This window comes from Desulfosporosinus nitroreducens, from assembly GCF_023897015.1.
Lineage (GTDB): Bacteria > Bacillota > Desulfitobacteriia > Desulfitobacteriales > Desulfitobacteriaceae > Desulfosporosinus > Desulfosporosinus nitroreducens.
In genome coordinates this window covers 92,659-114,664 of sequence record NZ_JAMHFY010000011.1, presented here as the reverse complement: position 1 = coordinate 114,664, position 22,006 = coordinate 92,659, and the positions used below count along the sequence as shown (strand labels likewise).

At 43.4% G+C, this 22,006-nt stretch carries 18 protein-coding genes; 2 read left to right on the top strand and 16 right to left on the bottom strand.

The annotated features are described in order from the left end of the window. The 14 genes from M8E35_RS13650 to M8E35_RS13585 form a co-directional block, all read right to left on the bottom strand. Window positions 1-1,422: an L-serine ammonia-lyase, iron-sulfur-dependent, subunit alpha gene (locus M8E35_RS13650; protein WP_252469704.1), complete on the bottom strand. Its 1,422-nt coding sequence runs from the start codon at window positions 1,420-1,422 to the stop codon at window positions 1-3. Between the two features lie 26 nt (window positions 1,423-1,448). Beyond that, window positions 1,449-2,336 carry an NAD(P)-dependent oxidoreductase gene (locus M8E35_RS13645; protein WP_252469703.1) on the bottom strand — a complete coding sequence of 296 codons (888 nt, stop codon included), beginning with the start codon at window positions 2,334-2,336 and terminating at the stop codon, window positions 1,449-1,451. 33 nt (window positions 2,337-2,369) lie between these two features. After that, on the bottom strand, window positions 2,370-2,948 hold the full coding sequence (locus M8E35_RS13640; RefSeq protein WP_252469702.1) for an amino acid synthesis family protein: 579 nt from the start codon (window positions 2,946-2,948) through the stop codon (window positions 2,370-2,372). Then, a complete protein-coding gene (locus M8E35_RS13635) occupies window positions 2,935-3,807 on the bottom strand; it encodes a UPF0280 family protein (RefSeq protein WP_252469701.1) in 873 nt (290 codons plus the stop codon). Before M8E35_RS13635 ends, M8E35_RS13640 begins: the two co-directional genes overlap by 14 nt. 674 nt (window positions 3,808-4,481) lie before the next feature. Further along, window positions 4,482-5,969: a ferredoxin family protein gene (locus M8E35_RS13630; protein WP_252469699.1), complete on the bottom strand. Its 1,488-nt coding sequence runs from the start codon at window positions 5,967-5,969 to the stop codon at window positions 4,482-4,484. A gap of 36 nt (window positions 5,970-6,005) precedes the next feature. Further along, window positions 6,006-7,166 (bottom strand): amidohydrolase family protein, encoded by a 1,161-nt coding sequence (locus M8E35_RS13625; RefSeq protein ID WP_252469698.1) that lies wholly within the window; start codon window positions 7,164-7,166, stop codon window positions 6,006-6,008. A gap of 85 nt (window positions 7,167-7,251) precedes the next feature. Continuing rightward, complete coding sequence (locus tag M8E35_RS13620) at window positions 7,252-8,250, bottom strand: xanthine dehydrogenase family protein molybdopterin-binding subunit (RefSeq protein WP_252469697.1); 999 nt, start codon at window positions 8,248-8,250, stop codon at window positions 7,252-7,254. After that, window positions 8,247-9,521 carry a xanthine dehydrogenase family protein molybdopterin-binding subunit gene (locus M8E35_RS13615; protein WP_252469696.1) on the bottom strand — a complete coding sequence of 425 codons (1,275 nt, stop codon included), beginning with the start codon at window positions 9,519-9,521 and terminating at the stop codon, window positions 8,247-8,249. The genes M8E35_RS13620 and M8E35_RS13615 overlap by 4 nt, the downstream gene beginning before the upstream one ends. Further along, window positions 9,514-10,008, bottom strand: a complete 495-nt coding sequence (locus M8E35_RS13610) for a (2Fe-2S)-binding protein (protein WP_252469695.1) — start codon at window positions 10,006-10,008, stop codon at window positions 9,514-9,516. The genes M8E35_RS13615 and M8E35_RS13610 overlap by 8 nt, the downstream gene beginning before the upstream one ends. A gap of 1 nt (window position 10,009) precedes the next feature. Further along, a complete protein-coding gene (locus M8E35_RS13605; RefSeq protein WP_252469694.1) occupies window positions 10,010-10,885 on the bottom strand; it encodes an FAD binding domain-containing protein in 876 nt (291 codons plus the stop codon). A 194-nt stretch (window positions 10,886-11,079) separates the two neighbouring features. Beyond that, complete coding sequence (locus tag M8E35_RS13600; protein ID WP_252469693.1) at window positions 11,080-12,537, bottom strand: trimethylamine methyltransferase family protein; 1,458 nt, start codon at window positions 12,535-12,537, stop codon at window positions 11,080-11,082. Window positions 12,538-12,768: 231 nt separating this feature from the next. Continuing rightward, a complete protein-coding gene (locus tag M8E35_RS13595) occupies window positions 12,769-13,404 on the bottom strand; it encodes a cobalamin B12-binding domain-containing protein (protein ID WP_252469692.1) in 636 nt (211 codons plus the stop codon). A gap of 945 nt (window positions 13,405-14,349) precedes the next feature. After that, window positions 14,350-15,876, bottom strand: a complete 1,527-nt coding sequence (locus M8E35_RS13590) for a BCCT family transporter (RefSeq protein ID WP_252469691.1) — start codon at window positions 15,874-15,876, stop codon at window positions 14,350-14,352. An 800-nt stretch (window positions 15,877-16,676) separates the two neighbouring features. Further along, the gene (locus M8E35_RS13585) at window positions 16,677-18,284 is read right to left on the bottom strand and encodes a sigma-54 interaction domain-containing protein (RefSeq protein ID WP_252469690.1); all 1,608 of its coding nucleotides are present in this window, start codon (window positions 18,282-18,284) and stop codon (window positions 16,677-16,679) included. Between the two features lie 458 nt (window positions 18,285-18,742). Between M8E35_RS13585 and M8E35_RS13580 the strand changes: the two genes are divergently transcribed. Further along, window positions 18,743-20,068 (top strand): MFS transporter, encoded by a 1,326-nt coding sequence (locus tag M8E35_RS13580; RefSeq protein WP_252469689.1) that lies wholly within the window; start codon window positions 18,743-18,745, stop codon window positions 20,066-20,068. 232 nt (window positions 20,069-20,300) lie between these two features. Further along, the gene (locus M8E35_RS13575) at window positions 20,301-20,816 is read left to right on the top strand and encodes a hypothetical protein (protein ID WP_252469688.1); all 516 of its coding nucleotides are present in this window, start codon (window positions 20,301-20,303) and stop codon (window positions 20,814-20,816) included. 97 nt (window positions 20,817-20,913) lie between these two features. Here the strand turns inward: M8E35_RS13575 and M8E35_RS13570 are convergent, their stop codons facing one another. Beyond that, window positions 20,914-21,342: a universal stress protein gene (locus M8E35_RS13570; RefSeq protein WP_252469687.1), complete on the bottom strand. Its 429-nt coding sequence runs from the start codon at window positions 21,340-21,342 to the stop codon at window positions 20,914-20,916. A 198-nt stretch (window positions 21,343-21,540) separates the two neighbouring features. Continuing rightward, a complete protein-coding gene (locus tag M8E35_RS13565; protein ID WP_252469686.1) occupies window positions 21,541-21,969 on the bottom strand; it encodes a universal stress protein in 429 nt (142 codons plus the stop codon). Window positions 21,970-22,006: the final 37 nt, after the last annotated feature.

Sequence of the window (22,006 nt, the reverse complement as noted above, 5' to 3'; positions counted from 1 at the left end):
TCAATCAACGAGAACAATTCCTAACCGCTTTGCTGCCATGAAGGCTTCCTCTAGGGATGGCCTGGCATTTTTAAGAACCAATCGAGCGCCCCCTCTGTTCAGAGCTTCGACCATTGAACTTTGCTCAGTAGCGGAGACAGTAATCCTTTGCATCTGAGGCTCATCCACTTTTAGTATTTCTATTCTTATCTTTTTATCCTTGACTCTTTGCATGATCTCCCGATAGGCTTTACCGTTATCTGTGCCTGCCCCCAGGACTGCAGCCATAAGAATTCCCGGAACGTTAATTCCACGCCGCGCAAACAATTCTGCATACAATTCGATCTTAACTCCAGTGATTTCCCCTTTCGCCAAGGCATGAGCAATACGACCGGTATTCGTCGGTGATCCTACGGCTTGGCTACTTCCCCCAACCACTGCTTCGCCAAAGGGTTTTACTATTGAATTAGCTTTTTCAGCGAGTACACGGGCTTCTTTTAAGGCTCTGTCCATAGTCACTTCAATGTTTGTCTTTTCTTTTTCCTTAATTGAATCATCTACGAAGTATTCAACCTCAAGGTTCGTTTTAAAGAAAGATTGCATATAATCGTTAACTACAGGAACTATTTGGGTCGCTGAAACCGGGTGTACTGCTGATGCCATGGCAACCATGACGTCGACAGGTACATCGACGGGAATATTTGTATGCATTGCCAGGTTTGCTGCTAAATTGCCAATAACCACGCCGCCACCGATATGAGTGGCGCATAACCCTGATACCATTACCCGAGGAGTGCATGGTACACCAATCGTTGGAGATAACGCCAAAACTATTGCTTTAGCCAGCGCTCTTGGCTGTCCTTTGCGATATTCTACAAATGTTGCTGCGGCGGCAGCAGCCCCAGCCCCAAAGCCTTCCATATTGCAACCCGTAGATGTTTTGCCCGCACGAAAGATAGTTCCTACTTTTAGCATCACAGATACTATACGTGCCAATTCTTCTTTATCTTCAATGATCTCCTGTAGCGCACGGTAAATTCCGGTATAGGTACAAGAATCCCCTGTTCCAGCGCAGGGTTGCAGGCCGCAAGAATGGTTACCAACTTGAGCCGCTAGAGTATATACTAGTATCTTATTGATGAGGTCGTCTTCAAATAAACGATTAGAAAAGTCATTATAAGCTAATTCTTGAGGTGCTTTACCAAGCAAAAAGCTTGAACCGGAGGTAATGCCCACCTCTGCGGCATAAAGGTTGTGCGCAAAGGCGTTGATAACGGCATCGATAACCTCTTCTCGGGTCATAGCATTCTGGGACATTGCTTCGACGATAACAACATCACTGGCGCGTAACTCTAAAGCGTCTGCAATTTCAACAACTTCGCCTAAGGTTAAATTTCCGACTTGATATCCCTTTGCTTGAATTAATTTAATAATTTTCTCCACTTGGCTCACCTTCAGTTTCTTAAGTATTAAGCACGGACTTTAATATTCAACAGATCTTCTAGTGGTTTGATCACAGCCGAAATATCTTCCCGTCCTAGCCCTGCAGCTCGCGCTTGCTCAAATACCTGTTGGGCAACATTCGTTAGCATCATCGGAACTTTGGCCTCTTTAGCTGTTTGGATAGCGAGTTCAAGATCTTTATATTGGAGGTCAATTGCAAATCCTGCCTCAAACTGACCTTTAAAAACGAAGTTAGGCATCTTGGCTGCGAGTGCGTAGCTGTTACCAGAACTAGCGTTAATAATTTCCAGAAGGACTTGGGGGTCCAGCCCCAGCTTTGTTCCTAAGACAAATGCTTCAGCTGCAGCAGCCATATTTACGCCCAACAATAGGTTATTGACGATCTTTACTGCGTCTCCGGCCCCAACCTTACCGACATGGTAAATTTTCTTACCCATAACCTCCAACAACCCTTGATAACGTTCCACAAGTTCCTTCTCGCCGCCCACCATGATGGTTAAGGTTCCTTCTGTTGCGCCCTTTACCCCACCACTTACCGGTGCATCGATATAATTAATCTGCTGCTCTAAGGCTAGCTTTGCCATCTTTTGTGTAAATGTTGGTGCAACACTCGACATATCAATGATCGTAAATCCCGGCTTTGCCCCGGCAAAAATCCCCTGTTCTCCAAGCAGGACCTGCTCTACAATCCCCCCATTAGGCAACATTGTGATAACAACATCGACCTCTTGAGCTAAGTCACGTGGACTCTGTACCCTTTTTGCCCCTTCTGCAACAAGCTCTTGCACCGCTACATCATTCACATCATTGACAAACAACGGATACCCTGCGCCTAATATATTTTTAGCCATTGGTTTTCCCATGACACCAATTCCGATAAAGCCTACTTTCAATGTAAAGCCCCCCAATATTTATACATCGGTTACTTATCTAAGTCCGTCTTCACCTTTAACTTCGCTTTTTTGTAAACCACCGATTCGAGGATGCGGACGCCCTGCATCCGTAACAACTAGCGCAACAACCAACTCATCCGCTCTAGGAGCATCCGCAATTCTCACTTCCATAGCATCGTAGTGTGTACGTACGAAAGCTGCATCTTTGTAATGAACAGGTACATCTAAGCCTGTTCCGATTCCGCCAAGTTTCTTAGCAGAAGGGATAATTGCTTTACCTCCTCCAACCTCATCCCGAAAAGGTTTGCCTAAACGAGGATGTAAAATAGCAGCGGCGTGTTCAAGTTCACCCTTTTCTCCAATAATTGCTCCCTTGCCGTAGCTCTCAACATCTTCTTTGGCAATTCCCAGTGCTTTTACTGCCCGTTCAGCGAGCATCGAACCCAATTGTTCACCGATTTCCATCAGCTCTGTTAAATCTTCCACGTACTGTCCTGCAAATGGATTTTTGATAACGGCCATAGCAGCCGCCTTTCGTGTGGGGTTTACAACAGTCTTTTCGCCATCTTTATGAGTTTCTTCAACGACCGTTACAATTTTACGAATTTCCATCTTGATTTCCTCCTTCAAGTTTTGCTGCTTGACACAAGTTATCAGGTATCATCATCACCAAGTCATCAAGAAAGAGTACGGCACCGTGAATACGGCCTTGAGACTTAAGTTCTATAGCCTTTCGCAAGCCATTTTCCAAAGCTTTCACCTTAGTTTGAGGGCTTAAATCCCCTATCCTAACTGTCACCAGATGACCGGGTATATCCGTATTTGGATCCAATAATTCAGCTGGCAATCTTGAAATGCCCGGATCTTCAGTAAAACAATGATTAGCTATCAGCGTCGCACAGGCATCGGCGACTCGAGCAGTCTTTGCAACAACCGTCACAGCACTGGCGATGCCCTTTGTAAAGCTGCGCCCTCCCAAGCCACTGGTTGCGACTCCCCCAATTCCAGCTTCAGCTGTAAGGTTAAGAATATGGCTATACCCTGAAGCTTCAATACTCGGCGTCAGCCCCAGCTTCGTCTTTTCGTTTCCTTGCAATCTTAGCGCAATATCCCCGCCGTTATTAATCATGACCTTTGAGGCACCTTTTTCCACCAACCAGTCACCTGCTAAGTCCGCAAAAGTACCCGCTACCGCTGCCATGGGCGTTAAGGTCCGATCTCCGGTTTCCAATACAGCCTCGACCATCAACCGTAAAGGCAAGGGATAGACATTAAGATCCGCTTCATTCAATGTTAAAACATCTTTTGCTTGTTTTTGAACTTCGGCCAATTCTGACAGAATCTTGATCACATACTCGGCTGCCTCTTGCAGTTGCCTTGTGATTACCCGTCCATGTGCCTGGGCCATTAACATCATTTGAACCGGTCCATAATTCAGGAAGACTCGATCTTCGGCTAAGACATTAATCATTTGGGAAGACACCTCCTTCACCACGAAGTTCCTTCGGGGATAGCCCCCCATGCCGCTGCCTCAGCACCAGCAGAGGATGAAAACGGGTCGCTTGGGTCGGGCAGTTTCACCCACATCCGTTCACTCAACATTCCGAGGCTCGCCCACGCGCTTGCGCGGGAGCTTCGCCAAACCTCCGGGTAATACCTGGAGTGAACCCGTGGCTGCGCTTCCCCGCCCAAGCTTTGTGGGCCTTACCGCCTCTCCATGAGATTCGTTCACTCCTGTAGGCGAAACTGCCGTTTGGGGTCTGACTGGGCTTTTTTTCAGAGTAGCCCTCCATGCCGCTGCCGTAGCACCAGCAGATGATGAAAAATGCTAACACGTGCAAGATTCCGCGAAACCTAACCAGAGCACCCCCAAAGTTCTGCTTACTCACTCAATAAACTGGCTGAAGGAGCGCTTTTCTGCTAAGCGGATGCGTCAGTGAAGCCGCGCTAAGGCGAGCGCCGACGGTTCGCGTCCCCGTAGCGCGCCGCAGGTTCACATGCAGAAATACCCAGAGGTTCGGACGCGCTCGCGAACCGTCCAGCGAGCCAGCGGCGGAACTCGCAGACGCGTGTAGAAAAGCGCTCCGCCCCAGAGCCCGACAGAACCGTCCCCCTGTCTAGTCTGCTTTTTTCAGAGTAGAGGCTTTAGCTGGAGGAGTCCTCTTGAGACACGATCTCACTCAGCTTCTTGATCGCCTGGATATGGCCACCAATTTCCTTATACTTTTCTAAGGACATCGTATATTCTACCGGAGCTACTGTTGCCGGTGTGGGAACCCAAGTAAAAGCTTTGGAAACTACTTTTTCAACATCGACCATGAAGTTAATTCCCCCACCAGGGAGCACAAAGACTTCAGCACCGCCGATGGTTAATAATGCCTCTCGGTTATGGACAGCCTGTGTTACTTTAAGCGGATTTACCGCCACTCCAGCACGTGCACTTCCACCTGTTCCTCCAACATAGAGAGCGGATACTCGTGCATTTTCACACGTATCGCGGATAGCATCAACTCCACTCTTAACCTCATCGGTCATGGATACTTCAAGCACGGAACCATCTATTTGAACCTCGAATAGGGCTGCCATTCTTCCAGTGGTCTCGGTTACAAGGACTTTCATACCTGGCTTAGCCCTGGACATATCGACCGACTTAATCGCATCTTTTGGATTTTCTATATTAGTTCCACCCCAGCCCTGGCCATGTTCCCCGAAGTAACGTCCCCGCGTACTCCGTCTGGCATTGGGAATGATTCCGCTCCAGCTCATACCGACTGATTCTCCAGCCATATGCTCTGAGAGCAAGCCAACCACATGGTGATCAAGAATGATCGCTTCATCGACAACTTCTTTGAGCTTCGCAGCAAACATCCCAATCGTTGCACTTCCACAACCAACACGCATCTTTGTATCTTCTACCCCGTTGATAATTGGTGGACAACCAACTTGAAGTTCCAGGGTGTTATTCTCAACTTTCAACGTCACTCGTTCTCCATTGGCGATTTCCACAATGGTTCGAGCAACAATAAATCCATCTTTACCTGTAAGAAGATTTGCTCCGCCAATTGAGAGCATTTTAGAACCGTACTCTTCAGTATCAACCATCCCAACAACTTTGCCATTACGCTTAACCTTAGTGCCTTCTTCACCTACAAACAAATTAGTATCGATCTTAACCTTAATTCCACTGTAACTTAAAGGCGCTTCGGTCACGACAGTAACCATCTCTACACCATCAATAGTATCCTGAACAATATGCGGTGCTGGTCGACAGCATGGATAGGCAGTTCCAGCCCCAACTGCAGTAATCAGTGGGCCTCCTGGAATAACATCCGTCACTAGTTTCCGATTACGGATAAGCTGACCTCTATCATTTCTATAGCGTTGGCAAGCTCCCGTGTACCCTTCTAAAACCTCGCATTGTACAGGACAAGAGGTACATTTTACTGCCCCTTCTTTAATCTCACTGATCTCAGCAGCCGCGTTGAAAGGGCATACTCTAGTACAGATTCCGCAGCCAGTACAACTATCTTGAATAAAAGCCTTTTTATCCTGAATAAGGATAGCCTTGTTAGGACATTCCTTACTACAGATACCACATCCCTTACATATCTCACTATCAATCACAACTGCCATGAAGTTCAGTCCTCCCTGTCATCCATTAACTACAGATTACTTTACAGAATAATTACGTTCGGAAGGGGGAGTGTTACGACTCTTGGTAACTTTGATAACTCCATCAACCATTACAAGAGCAACTGCTGGTAAATCACCCGCCTCTAACGCTTCTAAGGCGTTGCTCCCTATTGAACCCATGGGAGCATCCATTATCACCAAGTCGGCTTCTTTACCTTCAGCGATAAGACCCGTCTCCAAACCAAAGACCCGAGCAGTATTGCCTGTTGCCATGGCGATAACTTTCTCAGCAGAAACATTCGTTATAGAAGCTATAAAGCTTATCGTCCGTAAGATTCCCAACGGAATAATACCCGTTCCGGACGGAGAATCATTTCCGAAGATGACTCTATCTAAAGCATCTTTCTCTGCCAATTTACTGACGGTTAAAGCAGCAATCTTCGGATTGCCACATTGTACAATCTCGAGCGTCAAATCAGTAGTGTTAATCAACTTTTCGACTTCGGCAGGAGCAATAGCCGTAGGACCACCATTAACATGGGATACTACCGTAGGCTGGACCGCAATGACATCATCCGCTGTAACAGTTGAGCTTCCTGGAATTGAAGTCCCACCAGTATGCATCGCTATTTTCATACCATATTTTTTGGCCCAATTAACCATTGGTACAGCATCTTCCGGTTTCTTTACACTTCCCAAGCCTACTTCCCCTACGAGCCAAACCCCTTCCTTGGCCATCTCAGCGAAATCGGCTTCCACAAGTCCCTTTTCCAGAATTACCGCCCCACCATGAACTTTTAAACCGGATGAACGTAAGTTTTTGAAGGACTTATGAACCAGTATCGCTAAGGCCTTGGTTCCAGCGGGATCTTTTGGACGTCCAGGAAAGTGAGGTTCACCTGCGGAGATAAATGTTGTCACTCCACCATGTACGGAACCATCCAGATAATCTTGGGTTTTTTGGCGAGGGGTATAATCTCCAATCACCGGATGGACATGAGAGTCGATTAAGCCCGGGGTAACGGTCATCCCTGCTACATCAATCGTCTTTTCCACCTTAAAACCTTCCAAAATATCAGCGTTACCGATTTTGGCAATTTTTCCATCTTGAACAACCATCGTAGTTGCCTTACTGAGCGGTTGTTTAATATCCCCAGTTACAATCATTCCAATGTTTACTAGTGCTATAATCCCCATAAAGTCCCCTCCTCTACGCATCTAGTTAATGACACCACAGCGTCAGTTATCCTTTCTGCCTTTTCCCCAGAAAGTCTCCTTCGCTTTATACTTTCTTACTATCTTCCTGCGCCGATTTTAGTGCTGCCACGACTCTTTCAGGGGTTAGTGGCAAATCATAAATGCGAATTCCCAAAGCGTCGGCAACAGCATTAGCAATAGCCGCAGCCGTCGGCACCAAGGCTGGTTCACCCACCCCTTTTGCTCCGTAAGGTCCGCTAATTTCAGATTCTTCGATGATGATGGTATGAATTTCCGGAACATCTAAAGATGTAGGAATCAGATAGGTTGACATGCCAGGATTTTGTATTTCGCCATCCTTGAGAATTACTTCTTCAAGCAAAGCATAACCTATCCCCATAGCACAGCCTCCCTCAATCTGTCCTTCCACATTTTGTGGGTTGATGGCCGTACCAACATCATGGGCAGCTACAATTTGTTTGACTTCTACTATACCTGTTTCCGTATCTACTTCTACTTCAGCTACCTGAGTGGCAAAAGCATAGGTCGCATAGGGGATACCCTTTCCGGTTTCCGGATCCAGCATAGTGGTAACCGGATTATATGAGCCATGTCCTAGAGTTAAGATACCTTTGCTTCGGCACTTGATAATAATATCTTTTATACTCACGCCACTAGACTCGTTGCTATTCCATATCTCCCCTTGATAGAGGTTTACCGTTTCTGTCGGTAAATTTAATATTTCGGCTGCTATAGCAATAACCTGATCCCGAACCTTTTCGGCAGCCAAGCGAACTGCATTGCCCGAAACATACGTTTGTCTAGATGCCGATGAAGCACCCGCATCTGGCGTTACTTCAGTATCAGCTGATATGATGACGACATCTTCTATACAAATACCTAAGGTCTCAGCCGCAATCTGAGCCAGGACAGTATTTGAACCCTGCCCAATGTCAGCGCAGCCGGTCAACACGATAGCCGTCCCATCATCCAAAAAATCAACAAATGCACCTGAAGGATTGGGGTTAGCTGTATTTCCAATGCCATACCACATATTAGCTAGACCGTACCCACGTTTTTTCATATATTTTCATCCCCCAGGCCAGGCATTACCTGGAGAGCTTTTTCCCAAGCAGCCTCTAAAGTTTTTCCGATACCGATACTAGCATCCAGTTTTTGCTGGGTAGCAGTAACCGCACCTTTTTGAAAAATATTGCGACGACGCATTTCCACAGGACTAATATTTACAGCCTGGGCGACCAAATCCATCTGGCTCTCGCAAGCAAACGCCATTTGCGGTGTGCCGAAGCCCCGCATCGCTCCACTAAAGGGATTATTGGTATAGACACAAGAAGCTTCGATATCCACATTAGGTACTTCATAAGGCCCCGTTGCGTGTACCGCAGCCCTAAGCAAAGTTGCCGGGCCGTAGGATGCGTAGGCCCCTGTATCTCCAACGATTCTAACTTTAACGGCGGACAACTTTCCTTCTTTGTCGGCCGCAGTGGTGTAATCAATGTAGAATGGATGGCGTTTTCCAGTAGAAATAAAAGACTCATGTCGATCATATGCAATTTTCACTGGTCGTCCTAACTTTAAAGCAGCTAAGCCGAGGAAACACTGCACGGAAATATCTAATTTGCCGCCAAACCCACCGCCGGTCGTAGTTTGGATAATCCTTACTTTATTCATGGGTAAGCCCAAGACCCTGGCAACATCACGCCGGTCATAATGAGGATTCTGAGTACCTGCCTTAATCACCAGCAGGTCATTGTCCATATAGGCTACTCCAGCTTCTGTTTCGATATAGCAATGCTCAATACGTTGGGTGGTATAACTCCCAGTAATTATAACTTCTGCTTGTTTCAGGGCTGATTCAACATTCCCTTTTTTTACCCTATAGGCTGAGATACTATTACCCCTATCGTGGATTGCCGGAGCATCCTCCCTCATTGCAGCCTTAACATCGTAAATTGGAGGCAGTTCCTCAAGGGTTACCTCAATCAAGCTCAGAGCTATAATCGCGCTTGCTTCATCCTGGGCCGCCACTAAGGCTATAGCATCCCCTTTGAAGCGTACCTTATTAGTTAGAGCCGGCTGATCTTTGATTATTATTCCGTAGCTATTAATCCCAGGGATATCGGCATGGGTGAAAATTTGTACCACCCCAGGAACCTTTAAGGCTTCACTTACATTTATCTCTTTCACTAAGGCATGGGCTACCTTACTGCGCAATACTTTCAAACAAAGAGCACCCGGGATATTCAGATCTGCTGCATATTGAGCCTGCCCGGAAACTTTTCGCGGTCCGTCAACCCGCTGCACTGACTTGCCGATAATACTATATTCAGGCACGGGAGACACCTTCTTTCGTTTCCTTAATAGATGCTGCTATTTCAACGCCTTGAACAATCTTTGCATAGCCCGTGCAGCGACAAAGGTTGCCCGATATCGCCCTTGCTATCTCCTGTTGGGAAGGCTTGGGCTTGTGATTCAGCAACACTCTTGCAGCTAAGATCATTCCCGGTGTACAGTACCCGCACTGAACGGCACCAACCTCTAAAAAAGCTTGTTGGTAAGGATCGAGTTCTCCATTTAGGGCAAGGCCTTCAATCGTTATTACCTCTCTACCATAAGCTTGAGGAGCAAGAATCAAACAGGAGTCAACCAACTCGTCATCAAGGATGACCGAGCAAGCGCCGCATTCCCCTTCTCCACATCCTTCTTTGGTGCCGGTTAAATGTAGAATATCACGTAAGACATCTAGTAACCGCAATCCCGGATCGATGTCTAGAGCTATTGCTTTGCCGTTAACCTTCATTTCTAAGTGAAATTGAGCCACTTCACACCACCCCCTGTCCACTATCCGAGAACATTTTTTTCAACAAATCCCGAGCGATCCCCTTCACAGCTTCACACTTGTATATGGCTGAAGGCCGAGAACCCAAAACTCGCGTTACTTCACGTTCAGCCTCAATGGCAAATTCGTCGATTAAAGATTCCGATGGACTTTGCCCCACCAAACTATTCTCCAAAACCGGATAACGACGAGGATTTGGCCCGACGGCACCCAAACCTACACGGGCAAAACTAATTTTCCCATTGTCTAAGGTTACAATAATCGCTAGATTCATTCTCGCTATCGCCAAGGCTTTACGGCGGCCTAACTTGATAAAACCAGTTTTACTACCTGTAGATGGTATCTTAAAGGTTATCTCTGTGATTATTTCCTGGGGGTGAATATTGGTTTTTCCGACTCCGCACAATAATTCACTCACAAGTACACGCCGAGATCCCTTAATGGAATCAAGCCTCGCCTGGGCATCTAACGTTACCAAAGCTGTAACCGTATCAGCTGCCGGCGAAGCATTGGCAATATTTCCACCAATAGTCCCTGTAGTGCGAATTTGAGGTGAACCGACTGCAGCCGCAGCGTCTGCCAATAGCGACGCCTTCGCTTGTATTAGGGGGGAAGTCTCAATTTGCGCGAAGGTAGTCAAACTACCTATCTTTATCTCACTGTCGTCCATACTGATCCGCCGAATTTCCGATAACTTAGATAAGTCAACTAGCCCGTTGGCCTTTAGCTCCCCCTTTCCCATCGCCGGAACGATGTCGGTCCCTCCCGCCAAGGGAATCAATTTACCGTTTGATTTTGCTAATAGCTCCAGAGCAGCGGTCAAAGATTGCGGTTGGTAATATTCACTTAGATCTGGCATAAAATCGCATCCTTAATAAAAATAATGGCCCTTGTTGGTTACATCATCCGATCAGTTTTTCATAGTGCAGAAAAATATGCCCCAAAAGGGGATGGGGACCAAGTCTCTCAATTCATTTCGTCCCCATCCTGTATATTAAAAGCTCTACTTCCAGCTTGTCGGAGTTGCTCTTAAGTTAGCACACTTGAGGACCTTTAGTTTTTCTTGCCAAGTTCTTCATCAGCGCGTTTTACGATTGCATCCAATTCTTCAGTTACTTCTTTAGGCAGGTTAATGGGCTGATAATTTCCCTTTATTAATTGATATTGATCTTTAGCCCTCGCGGCAATGTCTTTGCTGCCTTTTCCTACCCAAGCTGTTCTTGAATCGCGAGAAAAGACTTTTGTCCGGTAACCATCGCGGAAATGCTTAAAGGTATGTTTTTTATCCACAAATCCTTCATGCTCGGCTAGTGCTATGACATCAGCCCAATCAACAGCTTCCTCATCGACGATAGAACCGCCCTTCAATTGTTTCACCAATCCGAAAACGTCGTTATCGATAATTAACTGCATAGGATTGATAGCCTTAGCGGTTTCGATCTGACCTGCTCCGCCAAGGACTGAGGCTCCTGCTAAAGCAACCATGTGACTGATGGAAGCTTGCTCAAATCCAGCTTGTCCATCCATAGTGCAACTATCCGTACCCGTACCATAAGTATGGCAAGGGATACCATATCCTTCACTAAAGAGCTGCATGGCCATCATTCTTCCCATAGTTGTGGACATAGAAGCCTGTGTAGTGACAGTTGTCAACATATCCATTTCAAATAACAGCGGTGTAGCCACACATGGTGTTCCAGGCGCAATAATTTGGGCCATTAAAATCATCGCCAACACCTCTGCGCAGGCCATCAGAGCAATTCCTGACGGAGTAATAGGGACATTGGCACCGGCCGCCGGTAAAGAACAAGGTTGAAGCGGAACCCCAGCCTTACAGCATTCGTAAATGATATTCATATCCATATATTTGTACGTCAAGGGAGGAACAGAGCAGCAAATCGCGCTGATAATGGGTCTCTCGCGAAGTTTATCTTTTCCGCCAGCTACAGCAGCGGCCATTTCTATCAAATATTTAATATTATCTGCTTCATAGGGCTGTACCCAGCCATGTTTTGTCGTATTTCGTAAAACAGTATTAAGTGTATGAATATCAATAGTTTCTGCGGGGAAACCTACAGGATTTGTTGATGGCAACGACCAGAAGTTGATATTTTCCAAGGAGTTAACTAACCTTGTCCACTCTGCTACCTCTTCGATCAAAATGTGATGATACTCGCCGTTTTCACTTTCATTAGGATAGAACATACCGCCTGTGCACGTCCTCGTATGGAACAATCCTTGAGGATGAGGAAATTTCAAATCATTTTTAGGGTCAATACCTGCTAAAGTGAACTCACGAGGAACTTGTTTTAAGGCTTCTTCAAATAAGGATTTAGGCAACTTAACTAAGCCAGTGGACTCTGATACCTCCGCGCCCGCTTTTTTTAATATTTCCATTACTTCTGGATGTTCAATTTTAAATCCCTTTGTTGTTAGTAGTGTCTGAATCTTCTCTTTTAAAAATTCGACCTCATCTGTACTTAAAATCCGTATACTCAAATCGCTCGCCATTGTTTTGCCTCCTTGTAATTATTGATGCTTCTATGATCAAGTTGACTGAAGTTGTAGAAAAAACATGGCCGAAAGCAACCTTACTTTACTTCATAAAGCCCATTTCTATGAGCAGTCAATATATCATTCACAATACACCAATATTTTCCTATTAACTATGGGTTTCTGAGCAAATCCAAAATGAAAATGGTATTAATTTACATTAAGCAATAAGGTGTTATAAGTCTCCTACTACTTTGCAACAAGAGCTTTACAGAGATCCGACGCAGAGGCAGCATCTGCAGCAAAACCGTCAGCACCAATGGTATCCGCAAACTCCTGTGAAACTGGCGCCCCACCAACGATTACCTTAACTTTATCTCTCAAACCTTCTTCTACTAACACATCAATCGTACTTTTCATGTTAGCCATGGTAGTAGTTAGCAAGGCTGACATAGCCAATACATCAGGGTTATGCTCTCTAATTGCATCCATGAATTTCTCTGGTGAAATATCTATCCCTACGTCAATAACCTCCAGACCACTACTTTCCATCATAATGCGAACAAGGTTCTTGCCAATATCATGAAGATCGCCTTTCACTGTACCCAGTACCACTTTAACCTTGACTTTCATATCAGCCACAGCAATCAGCGGTTTAACAATCTCAACTCCTGTACTCATACTCCGTGCCGACATAAGAACTTCAGGCACATACATATCACCAGCTTTGAAACGAACTCCTACGACATTCATTCCGGCAATTAATCCCTCGTCGATAATTTTCAAGGGGCTTTCTCCTGCTGCTAAAAGGCTATTCACCTGTTCCTTTACTAAATCTTCATCACCGGAGATCACACTCTGAGCTACATCTGCATAACTAGTCATTATTTTTTCCTCCTAATATTCGCATTTTTATATAGTAGTTATTGAGCTACCGCTAGAATATATTGAAATACTACACCGCCGCTTCTACAGTACTTTAACATTTTATTGATGGATTCCTTAGCCAACAATCCCCTCCTTTACATAATCTCTTCACTGCCGGTAATTTTCATGTATCACCACTGTTTAGCTGGTACAGAATGATACAAAAATGATATTCTTTTTCGCTGATCAGTTAAGCTTAACTTTCTAACTTATTTTCTATGCAATTTGCGTACCAACAAACCACATAGATTAGTTTATTTTTACATTAAGGGACATCACTCCTTTCAAAATAGCCGTAATGGTGCCTTAGGTTAGTTATTACTAATCTAAGGCACCATTGCCTTGAACACTTTTTGAAAATTAAAAGCACTTCAGTATTAAGTTAATACCTATCAACTTAGTTTTTGCAAATTTCATGCCATAATTATATTCCTTAATAACCTTTATTCTGTCTTTTTAAAGCGTATTTACAGGGTATAATGTAATTCGAGCTAATATTTGTAGATAAATGACAGGGGTATCAATTCAATTTTGAAATGGTTTTCTCCCGCTGAAAAGTCAGTAATTTAGAAAAAAATTTCAAGTATGCAATTAATCATTTCATTAATGAAATGATTAATTGCATACTCACCCCTCCGTAAACATGCTCTTAATGCTTGGGGGTGGTAGCGGGTTCCGTGGGTTTCAAGGTATTCCAAGCAGCAGGCTTCCGCATGTTACTGCAGTAACCATAAAAACTGATGGCAAATTTGGTAGAAAAATGGTAGATTTTCGTTACAACACTAAAATTAAACTGCCCTGAGCTAAATAATCCTAGGGCAGTTTAATTTAACAATATAAGGATTCCAATCTACAAAATTTCGAAACTTCGTAATTATTTAAGGCTTTACATTTCCTTATTACTTATTCTTCTACTTTAATTGCATCATCAGTAAGATGCGAACTATCTAACGTACACATTTTGATAATTGAAAACATGACTAAAATTGTTATTATGCCAAAAGGGAAAGCTGCAACTATTGACATTGTTTGAAGGGCTTTTAAGCCACCTCCGATAATTAGAGCAATCGGCAATGTTGCAATTAATATAGCACAGATAAATCTCATTCCTAAGGTAGAATTTGCAGTTCCCTTTGACATAACAACCCCAACATAAATTGAGCCTGCATCTGCAGAAGTAACTAGGAATGTTAACAAGTTAATCAGTACAATCACACTAATTAAAGTCGTAAATGGAAATGCCTCTAGCATTAAATAATAACCCGATTCAGTGGAAGCTTGAACTGCATCCCATAAATTGAGTACACCAGTTGTTTCAAGATGAATACTGGTTCCTCCCATGATATTAAACCATACATACATAATTAGGGAAGGAAAGAACATCCCTCCAAGAAGTAGCTGTCTTACAGTACGCCCTTTGGAAATTCTAGCAAGGAAGCCACTCACAAATGGAATAAAAGCAAGCCACCATGCCCAATAAAATGTTGTCCACCAACCTAACCATCCGCTTTGGCCAACAGAATCATTCCAAAAAGTCATAAATGGCATGTATTGTACGTATTGACCCATACTATCAAAAAAGAGATTTATAAGAAATCTAGATGGACCAAATACGAACACAAATATAGCCACACCAAAGCACAAATAAACATTTATAGTACTTACTCTTGCCATTCCCTTTTCAATTCCCGCAGTTGTAGAGAAAGTATAAAATATAAATATAGCAATCATAACCACTAGGTTAATCGTTAGTGTTGGTTCTATACCTAAAAGCTTTGCCACTCCATATGAAAGCGACAAAACACCCATACCAATTGATGTGGAAAGTCCCGCCACCGTAGCAAAAGCACAAAGAAAATCTATAATCTTCCCCCATGGACCTTTAATTTTATCTCCTAAAAGTCCATAAAGAGCTGAAGATAATGACAGAGGTTTATTTAATCTATAAGCCGCAAAGGCAATCCCTAAACCAACAATTACATACAAAGCCCAACCGTGAATACCCCAGTGGAGAAATGTAATCGCCATAGCTTGGGGTATGGCTTCAGGAGTAGCAGCTTGCGCCAAGTAAGGCGTTTGCATATAGTGAAACAAAGGCTCAGCCGCTCCCCAAAAATAAACTCCTACACCTATCCCGGCACTAAACAACATAGCTACCCAAGTAAAGGTAGAATATTCAGGTTTATCGGAATCCCTACCTAATTTCAACGATCCGTATTTGCTAAATGAAAAACCAAAACAAAAGATAAGTGCCGCTACAACTACAAAAGTGTAAAACCACCCAAAATTTGTTGTAAGAAAAGATTGAATACTATTCCAAAAGGCACCAAACTGATCCGTAAAGAAAACAGCAATTCCGCAGATCGCGACTAAAGCTAAAGTGTTTAGCCAAAATAAAGGCTTATCGTAATCACCCAACAGTTTGTTCATGTTTCTCCCTCCAAATTCATGTTCTAAACTCGGAATAACAATTTCTGAAAATACAACAGGGACTCGATTACTTAGAGAGTAAGTTGTAAGCATGGCATTGCTACAAATGGAACATGTCAAGACCCATCCTTTAATTACAGGACATAGAACAGGATTACCATTCCCAACCACCATTTTTCGGTCTTCTTATAGGCCGGTTGCGGTTTTTAAGAATCTCTTTACCTCCATCTAGATATTAATCCAGAGTACTTTAACATTTTGATGGATTCCTTAACAACAATTCCCTCCTTTACATAATCTCTTCACTGCCGGGAATTTTCATGTATCACCACTGTTTAGCCGGTACAGAATGACATATGCAATTCGCGTACCAACGAACCACATAGATCAGTTATTTTTACATAAGGGACATCTCTCCTTTCAAAATAGCCGAAATGGTGCCTTAGGTTAGTTATTACTACTAATCTAAGGCACCATTGCCTTGAACACTTTTTGAGAATCAAAAAGCAATTCAGTATTAAGTGATTATTTTTAATACTTATTCACTTAGGTTTGCAAATTTCGTGCCATAATTATATTCTTTAAATAACCTTTATTCTGTCTTTTTAAGGCGTATTTAAACGGTATAATGTAATTCGAGCTAATATTTGTAGATAAATGACAAGGGTATCAATTCACCTTCGAAATGATTTCACCCACTGAATAGGTAAATAATTAAGAAGGTGTTTCAAGTTTGCAATGAGTCATTTCATTAATGAAATAGCTCTAAAGATGTTGAGCTTAAATAGTTCTATTATAATTTAGATATGCTCTCGTTCCATCCCATACTCAGTTAGTTTCCGCCATAAGGTCGCTGTACTTATACCTAGAATGCGAGCGGTTTTAACCTTTTTATACTTAGCCATTTCTAGGGCTTTTTGGATAATTAGTTTTTCGGTTCCTGACAAAGCTTCTTTTAAATTAAGCCCATTCCCGATTTCAACAACCACGGATTCTTGCAGAGCTTTTTGGCCTTGCCTCAGGTAAAGCGGCAAGTGTTCAGGTAGGAGTATCGACTCCTCCCGTACCATATTCATTGCAGATTCGATACAATTCTGAAGTTCACGGACATTTCCCGGCCAGGGATAATTTTGCAATATCTTCAATGTTCCGTTGTCAATATCCTCAATAGGTTTACCAAAGGACAAAGCAAATTTATGAACAAAGTATCTGGCTAATAAAACAATATCCCCAACCCGCTCTCTCAGCGAAGGAATTTTCAACTGGACCACGTTTAATCGATAGAAAAGGTCCTGCCTAAAGTTCCCATCCGCAATGAGATCGTTTAATTCTTTATTGGTGGAGGCAATGACCCTAACATCAATTCTCTTAGCTTTGAATCCGCCCACTCGTACTACTTCTCTTTCTTGAAGCACTCTCAGCAATTTGGTTTGTAGGCTAATTTCCATCTCACTAATTTCATCGAGAAAGATAGTACCCCCATTCGCTTGTTCAAAAGCACCAGGGCTTCCTCCTTTCTTCGCCCCGGTAAAAGCCCCTTCTTCATAACCAAAGAGATTACTCTCAATAAGGGAAGCTGGTAGAGCTCCACAGTTTAACGCCACGAACGGCCGATATCGACGCTCACTGGCATTATGAACTGATTGAGCAAACAATTCCTTTCCAGTTCCAGTTTCTCCATAAATAAGAATCGACGAAATACCATTTGCAACGAATTTTGCCATACTCTTTGTTTTGGCTAATACTTCACTTTCCCCTATAATATCTTCAAAACAATAGTTCGCACTTTGAAATTTCTTAACTTCATCATATAATTTTTGATGTTGGCGAACTGCATTTTCATTATTAAATCCGAAACCAATTTTCTCTGTAATAGGAATACGTACAGCCATTGCTCCATTAACAGAAAAAGACTTTCCTACCACAGGCTCCTGGGAAGCCATAGCTTGTCGGGCCTGTTTGCTCACTTGCCCCTTCAATTGGTGTCGCTCGGTTCCATTCGAGTAATAACTTAATAACCGTTCACCCATATCGTTAAAAATTACAGCTTCCCCACCTGCCACTTGGGCGATCATCGGAAGCGCCTTAATAAATGCATCCAGGAATTTCTGTTCTCTTTTGAGCCGTTCAACATTACTGCACGACAAGACATAGTCACCTATTGGCAATGCCCAAGCATCAGCCTGATCTACTATTTGAGAAACACCAATTAACGGACAAGCTTGTTGACCCGCATCTCTCGCTAAATCGTATATCTCTCCATTCAATTTCGTTATTTCCGTTCCGTTCCAATCAACGGTACATAATCGACGTCCTCCAAAGTCAGTAATCGTTGCATATCCACCCATTGATCTTGCCAAAATTGGCAAGATCATTATAAGTTTTTCCAAATCATAATGATTGCTCATTTCAACCTCCACAAATACAATTATTAACAGGCAAGATGACTTAAATAACCTCTGAACTTAGTAGAAACTTATCAATCCAATTCTCTTCGCAATCCAAAAATATCCCCATTTTTAAACCCAAGCAGTCCCGTTTGCTACCTTTATAATAACCGTTCGAACAGGAAAATGTCGAAATATTTTTATCAAAAGAAATCTATTCAATCTCTCATGACCAAGTAATCCATCGGCCAGTTCTACTATACAGGTCACACACTTACCTAAAGACGCTATTCTTAAGATCTAAACAATGCCTTGTGACTACTAATTCGACAAATAGCCTTCCAAAATAACAAATCGAATGATCTCTGCTAATTCCTTTATTTTAGAATTTTGCGACATAATAAGGAAAATGTATTATACTACAGAAAACGTCATACATGTATAGAACATAACAAATTATATTAGAAAGGACGAATGAAATGACCTTAACACAACGCCTAGAAACATTACCCGTCTCTAGATTTCATTATCTCCTATTGATCTCGGCCGGCTTAGGTTGGATGTTTGACTCTATGGACACGGGTATCATTTCCTTTGTCCTCCCCGTATTAATGAAGGCTTGGAATCTAAGTCCAGAGCAAGTTGGTACAATCGGAAGCATTGGACTTGTCGGTATGGCAATTGGGGCTATTCTTTCCGGAACTATTGCGGACCTTATTGGCCGCAAGAAGGTTTTTGCCTCGACTCTGATAATTTATAGTATCGCCACGGGATTATGCGGACTGTCTTGGAACTATGAATCCCTCTTGTTTTTTCGCTTCTTGGTCGGCTTTGGTTTAGGCGGTCAACTACCTGTCGCAGTAACGTTGGTGAGTGAATTTTCTCCAGCCAAACACCGTGGTAAATTTCTTGTCCTCTTGGAAAGTTTTTGGGCTATTGGGTGGCTCTTAGCTGCTCTAGTCTCATATGTCATCATTCCTTGGTTAGGGTGGCAATCTGCATTTTACATTGGCGCCCTCCCTGCCCTTTATGTATTCTATCTATGGAAGTCTATTCCGGAATCACCACGCTATTTAGCCTCAAAGGGTAAATTAGATCAAGCGGAAGCAATTGTTAAGAGTATCGAAATTCAATCAGGTATCGAACGCCCTGCTACGAAACAGGTCCCGCAACATATTTCGAAAACTGGGCCTAAAATGGCAGTAACAGAACTCTTTTCTAGAAGATTCATCAAGAGAACAGTCTTTCTTTGGCTTCTCTGGTTTGGTATAGTCTTCGCCTATTACGGAATCTTCACTTGGCTTCCTTCCCTATTAGCCCTCAAGGGATTCACTTTAACCAAGAGCTTCCAATATGTTATGACGATGACATTGGCGCAAATCCCTGGCTATTTCAGTGCTGCGTATTTGGTGGACAAGATTGGTCGAAAGCCAACGCTGACTATCTATCTCATCGGTACAGCAATTTCCGCCTATTTCTTTGGACTAAGCACGGATGTCCAAACCATCCTTTTAACGGGATCTCTAATGTCCTTCTTTAATCTTGGGGCATGGGGAATTGTCTATACCTATACACCTGAACTTTATCCGACGCATGCTCGGGCCACTGGGTCTGGGTGGGCTGCTGGATTCGGAAGAATCGGAGGAATTCTGGCCCCCATCGTAGTCGGGTTAATGATAGGATCTTACCGGTTATCCTCACAATCTGTTTTCCTTATGTTTTCGACAGTACTAATTCTGACTGCCCTCAATGTAATCATCCTTGGCGAAGAAACAAAAGGCAGGCCCATGGATGAAGACTCTTAGTTAAAATCATATTTTCATTAATAACGCAGTTGAAGTAATAGGGCAACTGCTTCTTAACATTATTTAATTCCACAACAAGGGGGACGGTCTTTTAACATATTAATTGTGTTAAAAGAGCTGTCCCCCCACACGTTTCATCCAATGATTAACTTATATGGAACATTATTCTTAAAAATGCATACCGTGTATTATGAACTCAAGGATTCACACATTTATATAAGGGGGCTTGCCCATGAAATCGTTGATGGGGCAACGGGGTTACTCTCCAACCCAATACAACAGGTTCTCCCCCATGCAACGGCAGGAAACTAAACCTGCTCAGCAGCAGGGGCCCGGGCCATCAATTGACCAACTGCAGAATTCCAGACCGGCTTCCGAATCAATGAATAAGCCGGTAGGTCAACCTATAACTCAACCAGTAACTCAACCGACGTCTCCTATTCAAAAGCAAACAACTTTACCGCAACTTCAATCCTCCTCCGCAACAGCAGAATCGCCTGACCTCTGGCAACAACAGGCTGGAGTTCTTCTGAAAAAATACGGTCCTTCTCTCATGAAGCAATTCGGACCTCCCTTGGCACGCAAAGTAGGACTTCCCATCGCACAACACGTTGGTCCTCCTTTAGCACGCAAAGTAGGAATTCCTCTCATTCGGCGTGTCGGCCTGCCTCTTGTACGCAAAGTATTCTTCCCCCTCGCCAAACGAGCAGGATTTGCCCTCATTCGACGTATGGGCCTTCCGTTTTAGCCCGCCTTACTGGAAGCTTAACTTATACAATTTCTAATTTAAGAAGGCTGTCGACAAATTTGATGTCAACAGCCTTTTCAATGTTCAGCTCATTGCTTTATTTCACGATAAGAACAGGACAGGTTGCTTTTCTCAGGACGCGCTGACTCACACTGCCTAATACCGCTCCGGTTATTGGCCCGTAGCCATGACTTCCCATTACTACCAAGTCGATATTCTCATTGATAACTTCTTCTAAAATTACGGTCGATGGGTGTCCTTGTATCATTTTTTTCTTAAAGGGGACGCCGCTAATATCGATTCCTTTAATGGATGCTTCTAACGTCAGCTTTCCTCTTTCTTCAATCTCTTCTCGCGTAATTTCTATGGTATAAGCTGAATTATAACCCCAATAGGCTTCCGGATTATACGTGACAAACAAAAGCACGATTTCAGACTGGAATTTCCGGGCAAGATCCAAAGCATTTTGTAACGCTCGACGTGAATACTCCGAAGCATCCGTGGCTACCAATATCTTTTTAAACATGCTTCACCCTCCTCCTAATTCAGATCTTTCAACTGTTTTCTAGTGATCTGCCTACTATGAGGATCTGCGGACTTCGTAAACTAAATTACGGCAAAAACAGAATATAATGACTACATCTGAACATTATCATTAATATATATCACTAGTCAATAGCGTACTCATATTGTCTCCATAACTTTTAGCTATTTCAAACCTCATTTACTTAACAATCAGAACAGGGCATTCTGCACGGTGGAGGACATGCTGACTCACACTTCCTAACAAAGAACCCGTAATCGGTCCATAGCCATGGCTCCCCATGACCACTAAATCAATTCCCTCTTTCTCAACTTCTTCTAAGATCATAGTTGCTGGATATCCTTGTACCTTTTTCCTTTTTAAAACGACATCTCCTACATCAATTCCCTCAAGTGTAGCGTCTAAGGCGCGCTCTCCTGATTCGTCAATTTGTTCCTGAGGAACCAAAACGCCATAAGTCACATTATAGCCCCAATACGCTTCCCTAATGTACGTAACGAACAGAAGTTCAACCTCAGCGCCATATTTCTGTGCAATTTCTAAAGCAGTCTTTAGCGCTCGTTGTGAATACTCCGAGGCATCTGTAGCTACCAAAATCTTTTTAAACATAAACTCAGCTCCTAACTATTCAGATTATTTTGCTATG

Excerpts from the sequence above, each read along its gene's own strand:
- M8E35_RS13640 (WP_252469702.1), bottom strand. The coding sequence starts at position 2,948 with ATGGAAATTCGTAAAATTGTAACGGTCGTTGAAGAAACTCATAAAGAT.
- M8E35_RS13625 (WP_252469698.1), bottom strand. The coding sequence starts at position 7,166 with ATGGGGATTATAGCACTAGTAAACATTGGAATGATTGTAACTGGGGAT.
- M8E35_RS13575 (WP_252469688.1), top strand. The coding sequence starts at position 20,301 with ATGAAATCGTTGATGGGGCAACGGGGTTACTCTCCAACCCAATACAAC.
- M8E35_RS13630 (WP_252469699.1), bottom strand. The coding sequence starts at position 5,969 with ATGGCAGTTGTGATTGATAGTGAGATATGTAAGGGATGTGGTATCTGT.
- M8E35_RS13565 (WP_252469686.1), bottom strand. The coding sequence starts at position 21,969 with ATGTTTAAAAAGATTTTGGTAGCTACAGATGCCTCGGAGTATTCACAA.
- M8E35_RS13600 (WP_252469693.1), bottom strand. The coding sequence starts at position 12,537 with ATGGCGAGCGATTTGAGTATACGGATTTTAAGTACAGATGAGGTCGAA.
- M8E35_RS13605 (WP_252469694.1), bottom strand. The coding sequence starts at position 10,885 with ATGCCAGATCTAAGTGAATATTACCAACCGCAATCTTTGACCGCTGCT.
- M8E35_RS13590 (WP_252469691.1), bottom strand. The coding sequence starts at position 15,876 with ATGAACAAACTGTTGGGTGATTACGATAAGCCTTTATTTTGGCTAAAC.
- M8E35_RS13595 (WP_252469692.1), bottom strand. The coding sequence starts at position 13,404 with ATGACTAGTTATGCAGATGTAGCTCAGAGTGTGATCTCCGGTGATGAA.
- M8E35_RS13580 (WP_252469689.1), top strand. The coding sequence starts at position 18,743 with ATGACCTTAACACAACGCCTAGAAACATTACCCGTCTCTAGATTTCAT.
- M8E35_RS13620 (WP_252469697.1), bottom strand. The coding sequence starts at position 8,250 with ATGAAAAAACGTGGGTACGGTCTAGCTAATATGTGGTATGGCATTGGA.
- M8E35_RS13570 (WP_252469687.1), bottom strand. The coding sequence starts at position 21,342 with ATGTTTAAAAAGATATTGGTAGCCACGGATGCTTCGGAGTATTCACGT.
- M8E35_RS13635 (WP_252469701.1), bottom strand. The coding sequence starts at position 3,807 with ATGATTAATGTCTTAGCCGAAGATCGAGTCTTCCTGAATTATGGACCG.
- M8E35_RS13585 (WP_252469690.1), bottom strand. The coding sequence starts at position 18,284 with ATGAGCAATCATTATGATTTGGAAAAACTTATAATGATCTTGCCAATT.